Genomic DNA, 13,514 nt, shown 5'->3' with positions numbered 1-13,514 from the left:
CTCTTCTACTTCAACCTTTCCGCGTGCCAGCCGACATGCTCGGCCATGAACGTCGAGATGAAGTAGTAGGAGTGGTCGTAGCCCTCCTGCATCCGGATCGTCGCAGGCTGGCCCGCCCTGGCGCAAGCCTCCTCCAGCAGATGCGTCTTGAGCTGGCCTTCAAGGAAGCCGTCGGCCGTGCCCTGATCCACCAGCAGGTCCGGCAGGCGCGCGCCGTCCTCGATCAGTGCGCAGGCGTCGTATTCGCGCCATGCCGAGCGGTCCCCGCCGATATAGCCGGTCAGCGCCTTCTCGCCCCATGGGCAATTGAGCGGCGAGACGATCGGTGCAAAGGCGCTGACCGAGCGGAAGCGCGACGGATCGCGCAGCGCGATCGTCAGCGCGCCGTGGCCGCCCATCGAGTGGCCGGTGATGCCCTGCCGCGCCATGTCGGCGGGGAAGTGCTCGACGATCACGGCGGGAAGCTCGGTCTCGATGTAGGAGCGCATGCGGAAGTTCGCGCTCCAGGGTTCCTGCGTGGCATCGACGTAGAAGCCCGCGCCCTTGCCGAAGTCGTAGCCTTCGTCGTCCGGCACATCGTCTCCGCGAGGGGATGTATCCGGCGCGACGAGGATCACGCCATGCTCGGCGCAGGCGCGGCGGAACTCGCCCTTTTCGGTGACGTTGGCGTGGGTGCAGGTCAGCCCCGAGAGGAACCACAGCACCGGCAGCTTCGTGCCCGGCGCATGATCCGGCACGAAGACCGAAAAGGTCATCGGTGAGCCGGTTTCGGCGGAGGCGTGGGTGTAGACACCCTGTACCCCGCCGAACGCCCGGTTGGTCGAAACCGTCTCCATCAGAAGACGACGACCGAACGGATCGACTTGCCCTCGTGCATCAGGTCGAACGCGGTATTGATCTCTTCCAGGCCCATGACGTGGGTGATCATCGGGTCGATCTCGATCTTGCCGGTCATGTACATGTCGACGATCTTGGGCACGTCGGTACGGCCCTTGGCGCCGCCGAACGCGGTGCCGCGCCAGTTGCGGCCGGTGACGAGCTGGAACGGGCGCGTCTCGATGGTCTTGCCCGCTTCGGCCACGCCGATCACGATCGAGGTGCCCCAGCCGCGATGGCAGGCTTCCAACGCGGTGCGCATCACTTCGGTGTTGCCGGTGGCGTCGAAGGTATAGTCCGCGCCGCCGTCGGTCATCAGCACAATCTTGGCGACCACGTCCTCGCGGCTCATGCCCTTGGTATTGAGGAAGTCGGTCATGCCGAAGCGGCGGCCCCATTCCTCGCGGTCGGGGTTGATGTCCACGCCGATGATCTTGTTCGCCCCGGCAAGGCGCGCGCCCTGGATCACGTTGAGGCCGATGCCGCCAAGGCCGAAGACCACCACGTTGTCTCCCACCTGCACCTTGGCGGTGTTGATGACCGCGCCGACGCCCGTGGTGACGCCGCAACCGATGTAGCAAGAGGACTGGAACGGCGCGTCCTCACGGATCTTGGCGACGGCGATCTCGGGCAACACGGTGAAGTTCGAGAAGGTCGAGCAGCCCATGTAGTGGTAGATCGGCTGCCCCTTGTAGGAGAAGCGCGTGGTGCCGTCCGGCATCAGGCCCCGCCCTTGCGTGGCGCGGATCGCGGTGCAGAGGTTGGTTTTCCCTGAGAGGCACGACTTACACTGGCGGCATTCCGGAGTGTAGAGCGGGATCACGTGATCGCCCGGCACCACCGAGGTGACGCCCGCGCCCACTTCGCGCACCACGCCCGCGCCTTCATGGCCGAGCACGCTGGGGAAGATGCCCTCGCTGTCGAAACCGTCCAGCGTGTAGGCATCGGTATGGCAGATGCCGGTCGCCATGATCTCGACCAGAACCTCGCCCGCCTTGGGGCCTTCAAGGTCGAGTTCGACGATTTCGAGCGGCTTCTTGGCCTCGAAGGCGACGGCGGCGCGGGTCTTCATGGGGTATGCTCCTGAAATTCTGAAGGCCTTTGTAGGACCGCGCCTTGCTGTGATAAAGCGGCCGTTCTGAAAAGGATTATCACCATACGGGGACAATGATGCTCGGCCAGTGGGACGGTATCGAGGAGTTCGTGATCGTGGCGCGCCTCGGCAGCTTCACGCAGGCGGCCGAGGCCTACGGCGCTTCGGTTACGCACATGAGCCGGGCGCTGGCGCGGCTGGAGGCGCGCCTGCAGGTGCAACTGCTCCACCGCACCACGCGCTCGCTGCGGCTGACCGAGACGGGGCAGATATTCCTCGAAACCTGCCGCCGCCTGATCGAGGAACGGGACGAGGCCATCGCCGCCATCACCTCGCAAGGCGAGCCGCGCGGGCATTTGCGCGTCACCTGTTCCTATGCGCTGGGCGAGAAGTTCGTGGCGCCGCTGGTGCGCGAACTGTCGCAGGCCTATCCGGCGATCTCGGTGACGCTGGACCTCGACAACTCGCTGGTGGACCTGATCGCCGATGGCTACGATCTGGCGATCCGCACCGGCCATCTGGAGGACTCGCGGCTGGTGGCCACCCGCGTCGCCTCGCGGACATTGGTGACGCTGGCCTCGCCCGCCTACCTCGACGCGCGGGGGCGTCCTTCCGATATCGCCGACCTTTCCCGCCACGAATGCCTCGTCGGCTCGGCGGCGCAGTGGCATTTCCGGGGCGGCCGGACCTTTCGCCCGCAAGGACGCTGGCGCTGCAACAGCGGCAATGCCCTGCTGGAAGCGGCGCTGGCGGGGATGGGCATTTGCCAGCTACCGGCGTTCTACCTCGGCGACCGTGTGGCCGCCGGAAGACTGGAGCCGGTGCTGGCGGCGCTGGCGCCGGAAGAAGAGCCGATCTGGGCGGTCTATCCGCAGCGCCGGCACCTCTCCCCCAAAGTCAGCGCGCTGGTGGCGCACTTGCGCGCGCAGTTGCCCGCAAGGCTGGCCGAAGCCAGCGCCTGACCCAGGTGCAGACTACCCGATGACCAGCGGGGGCGTGCCGCCCTCCTGAATATCGTCGTTGGCGTGTTCGACCGGATCGTCGATCGTCGAAGCGGGAACGGCGAAGCAACCGTGGCGCTCCGCCCGTTCGCCAAGCTGCTGGCTCGACGTCAGGCTGATGAGCCAGGGCGAGGCGAGCAGGCCCAGCGTCAGCGGCGAAAGCCACAGCGCCGTCACCGGATCGATGAATGCCGTGGCCGCAAAGACGAGGCCGAGCGCGATGTGCTCCTTGAGGTCCGGCAACACTTCGCGCACCGAAATGCGGCGGGCATCGCGCTCCTGCGTGTTCCAGTGCGCCGGAATGCCCAGCGCAAGGCCGAACAGCGCCTTGACCTGCATCACCATCGTCACCGGCGCCAGCAGGATCGCCAGCGGCACTTCCAGCGCGACCGAGCGCAGGACGCCGCCGAAGCCGCCGAAGCTGCGGCGGCGCGTCCCGTCGGCCAGAACCCAGATCGTCCCCATCAGCTTGGGACCGAACAGCAGCAGCACGGTAAGCCACAGCACGCTCGGCGGGGTGCCCACGCCCAGAAGCTGGCCGCCCTTGCTGGCCGCGGCCTGCGCGATGGACGTCAGCAGCAGCAGCAGCCAGCCCGGCGAGGTGAGATAGGCCGATGCGCCGATCAGCAGGTGCAGGCGGCTCACCCAGTGCAGGCCCGATGCATCGAGCAGGCGCAAGTGCTGGAGGTTGCCCTGCATCCAGCGCCGGTCACGGATCGCGTGATCGACGATGGTGGGCGGGAATTCCTCGTAGCTGCCGTCGATCATGACCATGTGGACGGCCCAGCCCCGGCGGCGCAGGAGCGCGGATTCCAGCATGTCATGGCTGAGGATGTGCCCGCCGAACGGCGCCTTGCCCGGCAGTTCGGGCAAGCCGCAGGCTTCGGCGAAGGCGCGCGTGCGGACGATGGCGTTGTGGCCCCAGAAGTTCGATTCCGCGCCCGACCACCAGAGCAGCCCCGCCGAGGCGATCGGCCCGTAGGCCTCGCTGGCGAAGCGCATCCAGCGCTGGAACACCGTCTTGGCGTTGATGATCATCGGCACGGTCTGGAGCAGGCCGATCGAGGGGCGCTCCTCCATGATCGCGGCCATGCCGACGATGGCATCGCCGCTCATCAGCGAGTCCGCATCGAGGATCAGCATGTTCTCGTAAGCGCCGCCGAAGCGCTGGACCCATTCGGCGATATTGCCGGGCTTGCGCGCGATGTTCTTCTCGCGGCGGCGGTAATAGAGCGCGATCGGCGCCTCGGCGGCGAGTTCGCGCCAGGCGGCTTCCTCGCGCTTGCCGTGGAAGGCGTTGGAATCGCTGAGCACGAAGAAGTCGATCCACTCCGCCGCGCCCGAAGCCGCAATCGAATTGGTCATCGCCCGCACGCGGCCGAACGTGGCCTCGACGCTCTCGTTATAGACCGGCATGAGCACGGCGGTGCGATGCCGCAGCGAGGATGCCGGGCTGGGGATCGCGGTAAAGCCGGGATGCTTGCCGCTGATGAGCTGGAGGAAGCCGATCGTCGCAGTGACGAAGCCGAACGAGATCCAGCAGAACAGCGGCACGAAGAACAGCAGCAGGATCACTTCGATCGCGTCGAGCCCATCGCGCGAGAAGGCGAAACGCACTTCGCTGGAGGCGGCAAGGCCGATCATCGCGGTCAGCGCGATCAGCAGCAGGCGCTTCACCAGCATCCCGTGCGGACTGGTGGCAACGGCGATGGTGCCCGGCGCGATGCCGTCCAGGTCCTGCACCGGCATGGCCAGCGGCGCTTCGGGCGGAAGCGGGCTCAAGGCGCGGTTCATGGCTGGACTCCCTGTATTACCGTTTCGCTGAGCGCCTGATCCCCGCGCTTCAGATAGAGCCTGAATTCAGGCGAGGGCACGGCCGCAGGCCGCACGTCGAGCGTGACCCGCCAGCGCCCGTCCTGCCCCGCCACCGGATAGGCGGCGGCGTGAAGCAGGGCCTTGGGCGGCAGGTTGGTCGCCGCGGTCACGCCGCTGTCGCGGCCAAGGCCCCTGAGCGCGGGACCATCGAAATCGAACACGAACTTGCGCGCCTCCTGCGAGACGGGCTCGTCGCCGGGCCGCCCCGCCGCGCCCTGCCAGCTATCGACGCAGCGCGCCGCCGTGCCCGCCGTCGGATCCTGGGAGGTCCAGGTGAGGCGATAGGTGAATTCGCGGCCCTGCCCCGCCTTCGCCGGCTGGTCGGAAACCCAGAAGGCGGCCACGTTGTCCTGCGTCTCGCTGCCCGTGGGCATGCGGTAGAACATGACCGTGCCTGCGCCCCAGTCTCCCTGCGGCTCCACCCAGAGCGAGGGGCGGCGGTCGTAGAAGGCGCCGTCGTCCTGATAGTGGTCGAACGCCTGGTCGCGCTGGAGCAGGCCGAAGCCCTTCACATGGTCCGCCCGCAAGGCATTCGTGCGGTTCGCCGCGGGGTTGGACAGCGGCACCCAGATGCGCTCCCCGCTGCCGGACCATATGGCGAGCCCGTCGGAATCGTGGATTTCCGGGCGCCAGTCCGCGCGCCTGGCGGAATCGGACTGATCGTACCAGAACATGCTGGTGATCGGCGCGGCGCCCAGCCGCTCGACATCGCGGCGGAAGAACAGCGCCGCGCGAATGTCCTGCGTCACCCCCGCGGTGCCCTTGCGGCAATCGAAGGCATAGGCGCCCGTCACGCTCGGCCCGTCGAGCAGGGCATGGATGCGCACCCGGTCAGGCCCGAGATTCTCGATCCAGAACTCGGTGAAGGCGGGGAATTCCTCGGCCTTGGGCAAGGCGGTGTCCACCGCGATGCCGCGCGCGGAAAGCCCGTACTGGTCGCGCGAACCGGAGGAGCGGAAATAGGAAGCGCCGAGGAAGGCCAGCCAGTCCGAATGCTGGTCCTGCGTCATGACGCGGAAACCTGCGGGATCGGCCTGCTTGCCGCCCACGAACAACCCGCGCGCATCGACGAGCTGCCGCGCGGAGCCGTTCTCCACCAGATGCAGCGTCACCGCATGGGGCGATGTTCCCCGCGCCGTGGGAAACAGCCTGACATCGCCGCCGAGCGCCTGTGCCGGGCCATATGTGAGCTTGCCCACCGCATCGAAATCGGCAACCGCATGGGGCGAGACTTGCGGCTCCGCCCATGGCCGTGCGGCCAGAGCGCGCGCCTGCTGGACCAGAACGTCCCACGAAAACGGACGCGCGGGGGCGAAGCGGGGCTGCGCCGCGGCCCGCGCCATCGGCGGCAGGGCCACGAAACCGGCGAGCGCGGCCACAAGTCCGGAAAATTCGCGCCGGGCGATCGATCTGTTTGCGACCTCGGTCGCGATCGTGCCTGCGTCCCTCATGTTAATTCGCTTCATGCGGTCAATACGCTTGGACGAAAGCAAAGTTTCGTCCGCGTCGTGAAGGTCCTTCTGTTGTGCAGCCCCCGGCGCGCGGTCTTGCCGGCGATTTCGGGGAGCCGGGCAGTCTCAGCGAGCAGGCGGGTTGCGCCATCCGATGATGACCTCGTCGCCAGGCTTGAGGTCGTTCGCGATGACTTCGGTGCGCTTGCCATCGCCCGCGCCGGTCGCAACATAGACCCGGCGCGGCTCTCCGTCCGCCGAAACGAGATAAATGCGCGCCCTGCTGCGATCAGCCGAGTTTTCCGGTTCGAAGGTCAGCGCGGCATCGGGCACCAGCATCACGCCCTTGCGCGGCGGCAGGGCGATCTCGACCGTGGCGGCCATGCCGGGGCGAACGGTCTGCGCCGGATTTTCCAGCGTGAACGCCGCGCGGCGCGAACCCGGCGCATCGGCGCGGTCTACCAGCACGCGCGCCAGCGTGGCCTGCTGCGCTTCGTCCGGCATCGCATCCAGCCGCACCCGCGCGACCGTGCCGGTGCCGATCTCGGCATTGCCGGCCTTGGCCAGCGGGACCTCGATCTCCAGCGTCTCGTCGCTGGCCGCCAGCGTGAACAGGCGCATCCCGGTGCGGACGCGCTGGCCGTTGCTGATGTTGCGATCGACCACGAAGCCCGAGAACGGCGCGCGGACCACGGCGGAGGCCAGCTTCTCGCTATCGGCCTTCAGGCTGCTTCTTGCGGCGGAAAGCCGGGCTTCGGCGGCGGAAACCTCGCGGCCGGCACGTTCCACGGCGCCGCGCGCACCTTCGAGTTCGTTGATCGCGGGAACCCGGTGGCCGGAGCGCCGCCAGACATCCTCGAACCGGCCGAGCTTGGCCGCCGCCTCCTCGCGCGCGGCGCGGGCGGCCGCAAGGTCGGATTCGGCGGCGGACACCAGCGCACGGTCCGCGGCGAGCGTGCTGCGCAGGGGCTCGGCGTCGATGGTGGCAAGGACTTGCCCTTCCTCCACCTTGCCGCCGGCCGGAACGCCTTCCGCCGTGACGGTGCCGTCCAGCGCCGCCGCCAGCACGACTTCGCCGCTGCCGTGGACGGTGCCTCGCTCGGACACCAGCGGCGTCACGTCGCCGCGTTCGACCAGGGCGGTGTAATAAGGAGAATCGGTGCCGCCCAGGAACCGCATCAGCAGGAAGATCGAGGCGATCACCGCCAGCGCCAGCAGCGCGAGGCTGAGCTTGTGCCCCCGCCCGCGCCGGTTGCCCGCGCCCAGGAATGTATCGAGTACGCCCGTTTCGGCTTCAGTCACAGGCCGCGCCCCCCACCGGCGGTTCGAGGTCGGCGGCGGACCAGCCCGCGCCTTCCAGCCTGTGCAGGCGAATCACCGCCGCCGCGCGGTCGGCATGGAGCGAAACCCGCGCCTCTTCGGCGGCCAGTGCTGCCGCCTCGGTGACGTAGAGCGTGGCGAAATCGCCGAAACCGGCGCGATAGGCCGCGCGCGCATCGGTAACCGCGCGCTTCGCCTGCGCGGCCGCATCGGCCAGCGCGGCTTCTCGGGGGCCGAATGCGGCAAGCGCCTGACGCGCGGACGCGATCTCGGCGCGGGCATCGGCCTGCGTCTTGTCGAGCTTGCGAATCGCCTCCCGCAAGGACGGCGGCACGGCCGCGCCATCCGGGTCGGCACGCGCCGCGTCGAGCTGCTCCTGCGTCACCTTTTCGTGCGCAAGGCTGGATTCGAGGCGGCTGCGCAGGGCCATGAGGTCCGCCCGGTGAAGCGGAGCATCGGGGGCGGGCGCGGTGCCCGGCGGGAAAGCGGGAATCTCGGCGCTTTCGCCGAGCGCGGTCAGCAGGGCATCGCCGTCCATCCCGGTCATCGCCGCAAGCGCGGCGCGCGCGGCATCGAAGCGGGCGCGCGTGGAAGCGACATCGGCATCGACCACGCCGGCCATGCTGTTGCCCAGCCCGCCGTCGATCGCGGTGACGAGCCCGGCCTGGCGGCGGAACTCGGCGATCACCGCATTGTCGCGGAACTGGTCGAGCCGCTCTGTCCGCAGCACGAGGATCAGCTGGAGCCTGCGGACCTGCACATAGGCCTGCGCCACTTCGCTGGCGCGGTCGGCGCGGGCCTGCGCATAGGCATAGGCCCAGGCGGAGCGGGCAGCGTCACGCTCGGGCGCCTCGTCCTTGCCCACCAGCGCGCGGACCTTCCCGGCAAGCCGCCGCGAAGCCGCCGCGTCGCTTTCCTCCTGCTGGTGAAGCCGCGCGGCCCGGCAGGCCAGATCGCCATCTGCGGCAAGGCCCCGCTCCACGAGGTTCGCGAGCAGCGGATCGCCTGCCGATTTCCACCAGTCCCCATCGGTCGGCGCTTCCACGGGGGGCGCCAGCGACAGGCTGGCGTGAACTTCGGGCGCCTGCGGCGTGGCGCAGGCGGCCAGCGCAAGTGGCACCGTAGCGGCCAGGGCACGGGGCAACGAACGGGGCAGCGCACCGGCCAGCGCCAGTACGAGCGGGCCGCCCGCGCGGCTTATGACAGCATGGTTTCGCACGTTGGCTGCGATAGCAGCAATGTTCGCTGAGGCAATCGTGCTGCGTATGCGAAGGCACCAACTTCTTGCAGTTCGGGGTAAAACCCCATCGCCGCCGCAGGCCGGAACATCCCTTTCGGCGCCCGTTTTCCCGCTGGCCAGACCGTAATTCATCGAACGTCCCATCCTCCCGTGCATTCGGCTTCGGGAACCGAACGCACGGGACGGAAGAGAGTTGTCGAAATGCTTCGCGGTCAGGCGGCGTGGGCCGGCGAGCAGGGGCTCCGCCAGTTTACGACCTAGACCGGAAGCCCCACGTAGTTCTCGGCGATCACCCGCCGGGCGTGTTCGCTCGATGCGATATAGTCGAGCTCGGCAAGCTGCATCCGGCGCTCGAAGGGGCCATCGTCGGGGAAGCGGTGCATGAGCTTGGTGAGCGACCAGCTGAACCGTTCAGAAGCCCAGACCCGGCGCAGCGCCTTGGCCGAGTAGCCCGCCACGGCGTCGTTGTCGCCCGCCTTGAAGAACGCGCCGAGCGCCTCGCAGGCGTAGTAGACGTCGCTGGCGGCAAGGTTGAGGCCCTTGGCGCCGGTGGGCGGCACGATATGCGCGGAATCGCCGCAGAGGAGCAGGCTGCCGTGCCGCATCGGCTCGAACACGAAGGAGCGCAGCGGCGCGATCGACTTTTCGATGGAAGGGCCGCGCGTGATGTGCGCGGCGGCATCGGGGCCGAGGCGGATCGAGAGTTCGTCCCAGATGCGCTCGTCGCTCCAGTCCTCCAGCTTCTCGGTCAGCGGCACGTCGATATAATAGCGGCTGCGCGTGTGGCTGCGCTGCGAGGCGAGCGCGAAGCCGCGTTCGTGGTGCGCATAGATCAGTTCGTGATTGCACGGCGGCACATCGGCCAGGATGCCGAGCCAGCCGAAGGGATAGACGCGCTCGAAAGTCTGGCCGACGCTGGCCGGGATCGCCGCGCGCGAGGGACCGTGGAAACCGTCGCAGCCGACGATGAAGCGCGCGTCGATGCGGTGCTCCGTGCCGTCCTTCGCGTACGTCACGAAAGGCGCGTCGCTCTCGATATCGTGCAGGGCGACATCGACGGCCTGGTAGATCACTTCGAGGCCGCGTTCCTCGCTCGCTTCCATCAGGTCGCGCGTGAGTTCGGTCTGCCCGTAGACCATGACCTGCTTGCCGGTCAGCGCCTTGATGTCGATGCGGATCAGGCGTTCGCCGTCGGCCAGGTTGAACCCGTCATGCGGCAGCCCTTCGGCCTTCATCCGGGCATCGAGGCCGAGGCGCTCCATCAGTGCGACGGTGCCCTGTTCGAGCACGCCGGCGCGGATGCGGGAGAGGACATATTCGCCGGTCTGCCGCTCGACGACGACACAGTCGATGCCCTCGGCCCGCAGTAGGTGTCCGAGCAGAAGACCGGCCGGGCCGGCCCCGACGATGGCGACTTGAGTGCGCATGTTCGCATTCTCCCAATTTCAGACCTGCGGGCTCTCGCTCCTCTTGCGGGGGAGCCTCGCTTCGCCCTTGGGATTGACAGGCGCCGCCACCTGGCGGAATGCACCGGACGGCCATTCTTCCGGTACTTTCGAGACATGCCATGACAACAGCCCGGCCCGTCCCCTCTTATGTCCTCTATGGCGAGGACATACCCGACAGCTCGCCGGAATTCGGTCATATCGAGACGATCGCGGCCCGAAGTTCCTTGCACGACTGGGAAATCGCACCGCATCGCCATGTGCGCAGCGTGCAGGTCATGCTGGTATCGAAGGGACAGGTCACGCTCACGATCGACAATGTCACCGAGACGCTGGAGGGGCCGTGCCACATCGTCGTGCCGGTGGGCAGCGTCCATGGCTTCCGTTTCCGGCCGGAAACGGTCGGCTACGTGCTGACGCTGTCGAGCGGCTTCGCGCAGCGCCGCAGCGGCGACGCGGATCCGATGCTGCATGCCCTCACGCACGGGCGCGCCGGGATGACGCCGGCGGAGGTGCAGGATCGGGTGGAATTCCTGTCCGCCGAAATGCTGGGCATCACGCAGGACTGGCGGCGGCCGAGCGGCCTGTTCCTGGCCATGGCGGAAGCCCTGCTGCGCTCGCTGGTGCCGGAGATCGAGGCCGACGGCGGCGACCACGGCAGCGACCTGCGCCTCTCGCGCCTGCGCCACCTCGTGGAACTGCACTTTCGGGACCAGCTGCCGATCGGCTGGTATGCGCAGCGGCTGGGCATGACCACGCGCACCCTCACCCGCCTGTGCCGTGCAAAGCTGGATTGCTCGCCGCAGGAACTGCTTCACGCCCGCCTTGCCCTGGAAGCGCAGCGCCTGCTCTGCTTCGCCAATGCCAGCGTGGTGCAGGTCTCGAACGAACTGGGCTTCTCGGACCCGTCGTACTTCTCGCGGTTCTACTTGCGGATGACGGGGCATCGCCCGCACCTCGACAAGTCCACTCACGCCCATGGAGAATGAGGGCGCCCGGCCCTCACCCTCCCGTCAGGTCAGGTGACGTCCATCGCGTAGCCGGCGGCGCGCACGGTGCGGATCGGATCGGTGTCACCGTCGCGGTTGATCGCCTTGCGCAACCGGCGGATGTGAACGTCCACCGTGCGCTCGTCGATGTCGGAGTCCATGCCCCAGACCCCGTCAAGGATCTGCTGGCGCGAGACCACCCGGTTCGGGCGTTCCATGAAGTAGCGCAGCAGGCGGAATTCGGTGGGGCCGAGGTGCAGTGCCTCGCCGCCGCGGCGCACGCGGTGGCTGGTGGCGTCCAGCTCGATGTCGCCCCACTGGAGCACGTTGCCCGCCAGCGAAGGCCGGGCGCGGCGCAGCAGCGCCTCGATACGGGCCAGCAGTTCGCGCGGGGAGAACGGCTTGGTCACATAGTCGTCCGCGCCGGTCTTGAGGCCGCGGATGCGGTCCTCCTCCTCGCCGCGGGCGGTGAGCATGAGGATCGGGATCTGCGCCGTGTCCTTGTCCTTGCGAAGCTGGCGGCAGACCTCGATGCCGGGCACATGCTCGATCATCCAGTCAAGAATGATGGCATCGGGCACCTGTTCCTGCACCATCAGCAGGGCTTCCTCGCCGTCGCCGGTGCTGCGCACCTGGTATCCTTCGGCGCTGAGGTTCCAGGTGAGCAGTTCGCAAAGGGCGCGGTCGTCTTCGACGACAAGGACGGAAGGGTTCACGGCAGGTCCCTTGTATCGTCGGTCTGGCTGTCGCGCTCGGCGTGGTATTCGCCGGTCGCGGCATAGTAGACCATTTCGGCGACATTGGTGGCGTGATCGCCGATGCGTTCGAGGTTGCGGGCGATGAAGAGAAGCTGCGCGGCGCTGGAAATCGTCGCCGGGTTCTCCATCATGTGGGTCAGCAGCGAGCGGAACAGCGTGTTGTAGAACTGGTCCAGCTTCTCGTCGCGGCGGATCACTTCCTGCGCCAGCGCGGCATCGCGCGAGCCATAGGCATTGAGCACGTCGCGGACCATGCCCTCGGCGATCTCGGCCATCATCGGCACCAGTTCGAGCGGCTCGATCTTGCCCCGGTTTTCCAGCGCATTCACGCGCTTGGCGATGTTCTTCGCATAGTCGCCGATGCGCTCGATCACGCCGGAGATCTTCAGCGCGGCGATCACGTCGCGCAGATCGTCGGCCATGGGCGCGCGCAGCGCGATCGTGCGGACGGCGAGCCGGTCCACTTCGGCTTCCAGCGCATCGAGGCGCGCATCGGCCGCGACGACTTGCGCGGCGAGTTCCTCGTCATGCTGCGTGAGCGCGACGATGGCGTCGCGGATCGCGACTTCGGCGAGCCCGCCCATTTCGGCGACGAGGCCGCGAAGCTGCCCGATCTCGCTGTCGAAGGCCTTGACTGTATGATCGACCATTTGGTGTCTTCCCTGAATTTCCCTGACTTATAGCACCGGCGGCGGGCCGATCAGCCGTAGCGGCCGGTGATATAGTCCTTGGTCTTTTCCTCGCGCGGGGTAGTGAAGATCTGGCTGGTGTCGCCATATTCCACCAGGTTGCCGAGGTGGAAGAACGCCGTGCGCTGCGAAACGCGCGCGGCCTGCTGCATCGAGTGCGTGACGATGACGATGGCGTAAGTGTCCTTCAACTCGTCGATCAGTTCCTCGATGCGCGCGGTGGCGATCGGGTCGAGCGCGGAGCACGGCTCGTCCATCAGGATCACTTCCGGGCTGACGGCAATGGCGCGGGCGATGCACAGGCGCTGCTGCTGGCCGCCCGACAGCGCGGTGCCGGGCTCCTGCAGGCGGTCCTTCACCTCGTCCCACAGGCCCGCCTTGGTCAGCGAGCTTTCGATGATCCCGTCGAGGTCCGCCCTGGACGGCGCCAGGCCGTGGATGCGCGGGCCATAGGCGATGTTCTCGTAGATCGACTTGGGGAACGGGTTCGGCTTCTGGAACACCATGCCGACGCGGGCGCGCAGGGCCACCGGGTCCATCGAGGCGGCGTAGATGTCCTCGCCGTCCAGCAGGATCTCGCCGGTGACGCGGGCATCCGCGATCGTGTCGTTCATGCGGTTCAGCGAACGCAGGAACGTCGACTTGCCGCAGCCCGACGGGCCGATGAATGCGGTGACGAGGCCGTTGTCGATCTCGATAGAGACGTTGTTGATGGCCTTTTTGGGGCCGTAGAACACGTCGACGTTACGGGCGGTGAGTTTGGCTTTTGTCATGTCT

Annotated in this window: 12 protein-coding genes; 2 read left to right on the top strand and 10 right to left on the bottom strand. The window is 67.8% G+C overall.

Annotation, left to right across the window (positions count from 1 at the left end; translation table 11 throughout):
- Nucleotides 1–5 precede the first annotated feature (5 nt).
- Both fghA and ACXJ16_RS00720 read right to left on the bottom strand, forming a co-directional pair.
- Nucleotides 6–836 carry an S-formylglutathione hydrolase gene (fghA, locus tag ACXJ16_RS00725; RefSeq protein WP_463920988.1) on the bottom strand — a complete coding sequence of 277 codons (831 nt, stop codon included), beginning with the start codon at nucleotides 834–836 and terminating at the stop codon, nucleotides 6–8.
- Nucleotides 836–1,948, bottom strand: a complete 1,113-nt coding sequence (locus ACXJ16_RS00720; RefSeq protein WP_454797596.1) for an S-(hydroxymethyl)glutathione dehydrogenase/class III alcohol dehydrogenase — start codon at nucleotides 1,946–1,948, stop codon at nucleotides 836–838. The genes fghA and ACXJ16_RS00720 overlap by 1 nt, the downstream gene beginning before the upstream one ends.
- Nucleotides 1,949–2,043: 95 nt before the next feature.
- On the opposite strand from ACXJ16_RS00720, the gene ACXJ16_RS00715 reads away from it, so the two are divergent.
- Nucleotides 2,044–2,931 (top strand): LysR substrate-binding domain-containing protein, encoded by an 888-nt coding sequence (locus ACXJ16_RS00715; protein ID WP_185996842.1) that lies wholly within the window; start codon nucleotides 2,044–2,046, stop codon nucleotides 2,929–2,931.
- 12 nt (nucleotides 2,932–2,943) lie between these two features.
- On the opposite strand, the gene mdoH is transcribed toward ACXJ16_RS00715, so the two are convergent.
- From mdoH to pobA, 5 genes are all read right to left on the bottom strand, one after another.
- Entirely contained in the window at nucleotides 2,944–4,764 is a 1,821-nt protein-coding gene (gene mdoH / locus ACXJ16_RS00710; protein ID WP_054436339.1) for a glucans biosynthesis glucosyltransferase MdoH, read from the bottom strand.
- Nucleotides 4,761–6,296: an OpgD/OpgG family glucan biosynthesis protein gene (locus tag ACXJ16_RS00705; protein ID WP_463920987.1), complete on the bottom strand. Its 1,536-nt coding sequence runs from the start codon at nucleotides 6,294–6,296 to the stop codon at nucleotides 4,761–4,763. The genes mdoH and ACXJ16_RS00705 overlap by 4 nt, the downstream gene beginning before the upstream one ends.
- A gap of 126 nt (nucleotides 6,297–6,422) precedes the next feature.
- Nucleotides 6,423–7,598: an efflux RND transporter periplasmic adaptor subunit gene (locus tag ACXJ16_RS00700; protein WP_185996839.1), complete on the bottom strand. Its 1,176-nt coding sequence runs from the start codon at nucleotides 7,596–7,598 to the stop codon at nucleotides 6,423–6,425.
- Nucleotides 7,591–8,835, bottom strand: coding sequence for a TolC family protein (locus ACXJ16_RS00695; RefSeq protein ID WP_324696467.1), 1,245 nt, complete (start codon nucleotides 8,833–8,835; stop codon nucleotides 7,591–7,593). The genes ACXJ16_RS00700 and ACXJ16_RS00695 overlap by 8 nt, the downstream gene beginning before the upstream one ends.
- 278 nt (nucleotides 8,836–9,113) lie before the next feature.
- Nucleotides 9,114–10,283, bottom strand: a complete 1,170-nt coding sequence (gene pobA / locus ACXJ16_RS00690) for a 4-hydroxybenzoate 3-monooxygenase (RefSeq protein ID WP_324696469.1) — start codon at nucleotides 10,281–10,283, stop codon at nucleotides 9,114–9,116.
- A gap of 140 nt (nucleotides 10,284–10,423) precedes the next feature.
- On the opposite strand from pobA, the gene ACXJ16_RS00685 reads away from it, so the two are divergent.
- Nucleotides 10,424–11,290: a helix-turn-helix domain-containing protein gene (locus ACXJ16_RS00685; protein WP_185996836.1), complete on the top strand. Its 867-nt coding sequence runs from the start codon at nucleotides 10,424–10,426 to the stop codon at nucleotides 11,288–11,290.
- A gap of 29 nt (nucleotides 11,291–11,319) precedes the next feature.
- Here ACXJ16_RS00685 and phoB read toward each other — a convergent pair whose 3' ends face one another.
- Genes phoB through pstB form a run of 3 tightly spaced genes read right to left on the bottom strand, consistent with a single transcriptional unit; the run spans nucleotide 11,320 to nucleotide 13,510 of the window.
- Nucleotides 11,320–12,006: a phosphate regulon transcriptional regulator PhoB gene (phoB, locus tag ACXJ16_RS00680; RefSeq protein ID WP_054439334.1), complete on the bottom strand. Its 687-nt coding sequence runs from the start codon at nucleotides 12,004–12,006 to the stop codon at nucleotides 11,320–11,322.
- The gene (gene phoU, locus ACXJ16_RS00675) at nucleotides 12,003–12,698 is read right to left on the bottom strand and encodes a phosphate signaling complex protein PhoU (RefSeq protein ID WP_054439332.1); all 696 of its coding nucleotides are present in this window, start codon (nucleotides 12,696–12,698) and stop codon (nucleotides 12,003–12,005) included. Before phoU ends, phoB begins: the two co-directional genes overlap by 4 nt.
- Nucleotides 12,699–12,748: 50 nt before the next feature.
- The gene (pstB, locus tag ACXJ16_RS00670) at nucleotides 12,749–13,510 is read right to left on the bottom strand and encodes a phosphate ABC transporter ATP-binding protein PstB (protein ID WP_054439330.1); all 762 of its coding nucleotides are present in this window, start codon (nucleotides 13,508–13,510) and stop codon (nucleotides 12,749–12,751) included.
- Between the last annotated feature and the right edge of the window lie 4 nt (nucleotides 13,511–13,514).

The organism is Novosphingobium sp. TK71, assembly GCF_055361505.1.
The sequence above is the reverse complement of the archived record's forward strand: the minus strand, read 5'-3'. Positions and strand labels throughout refer to the sequence as shown.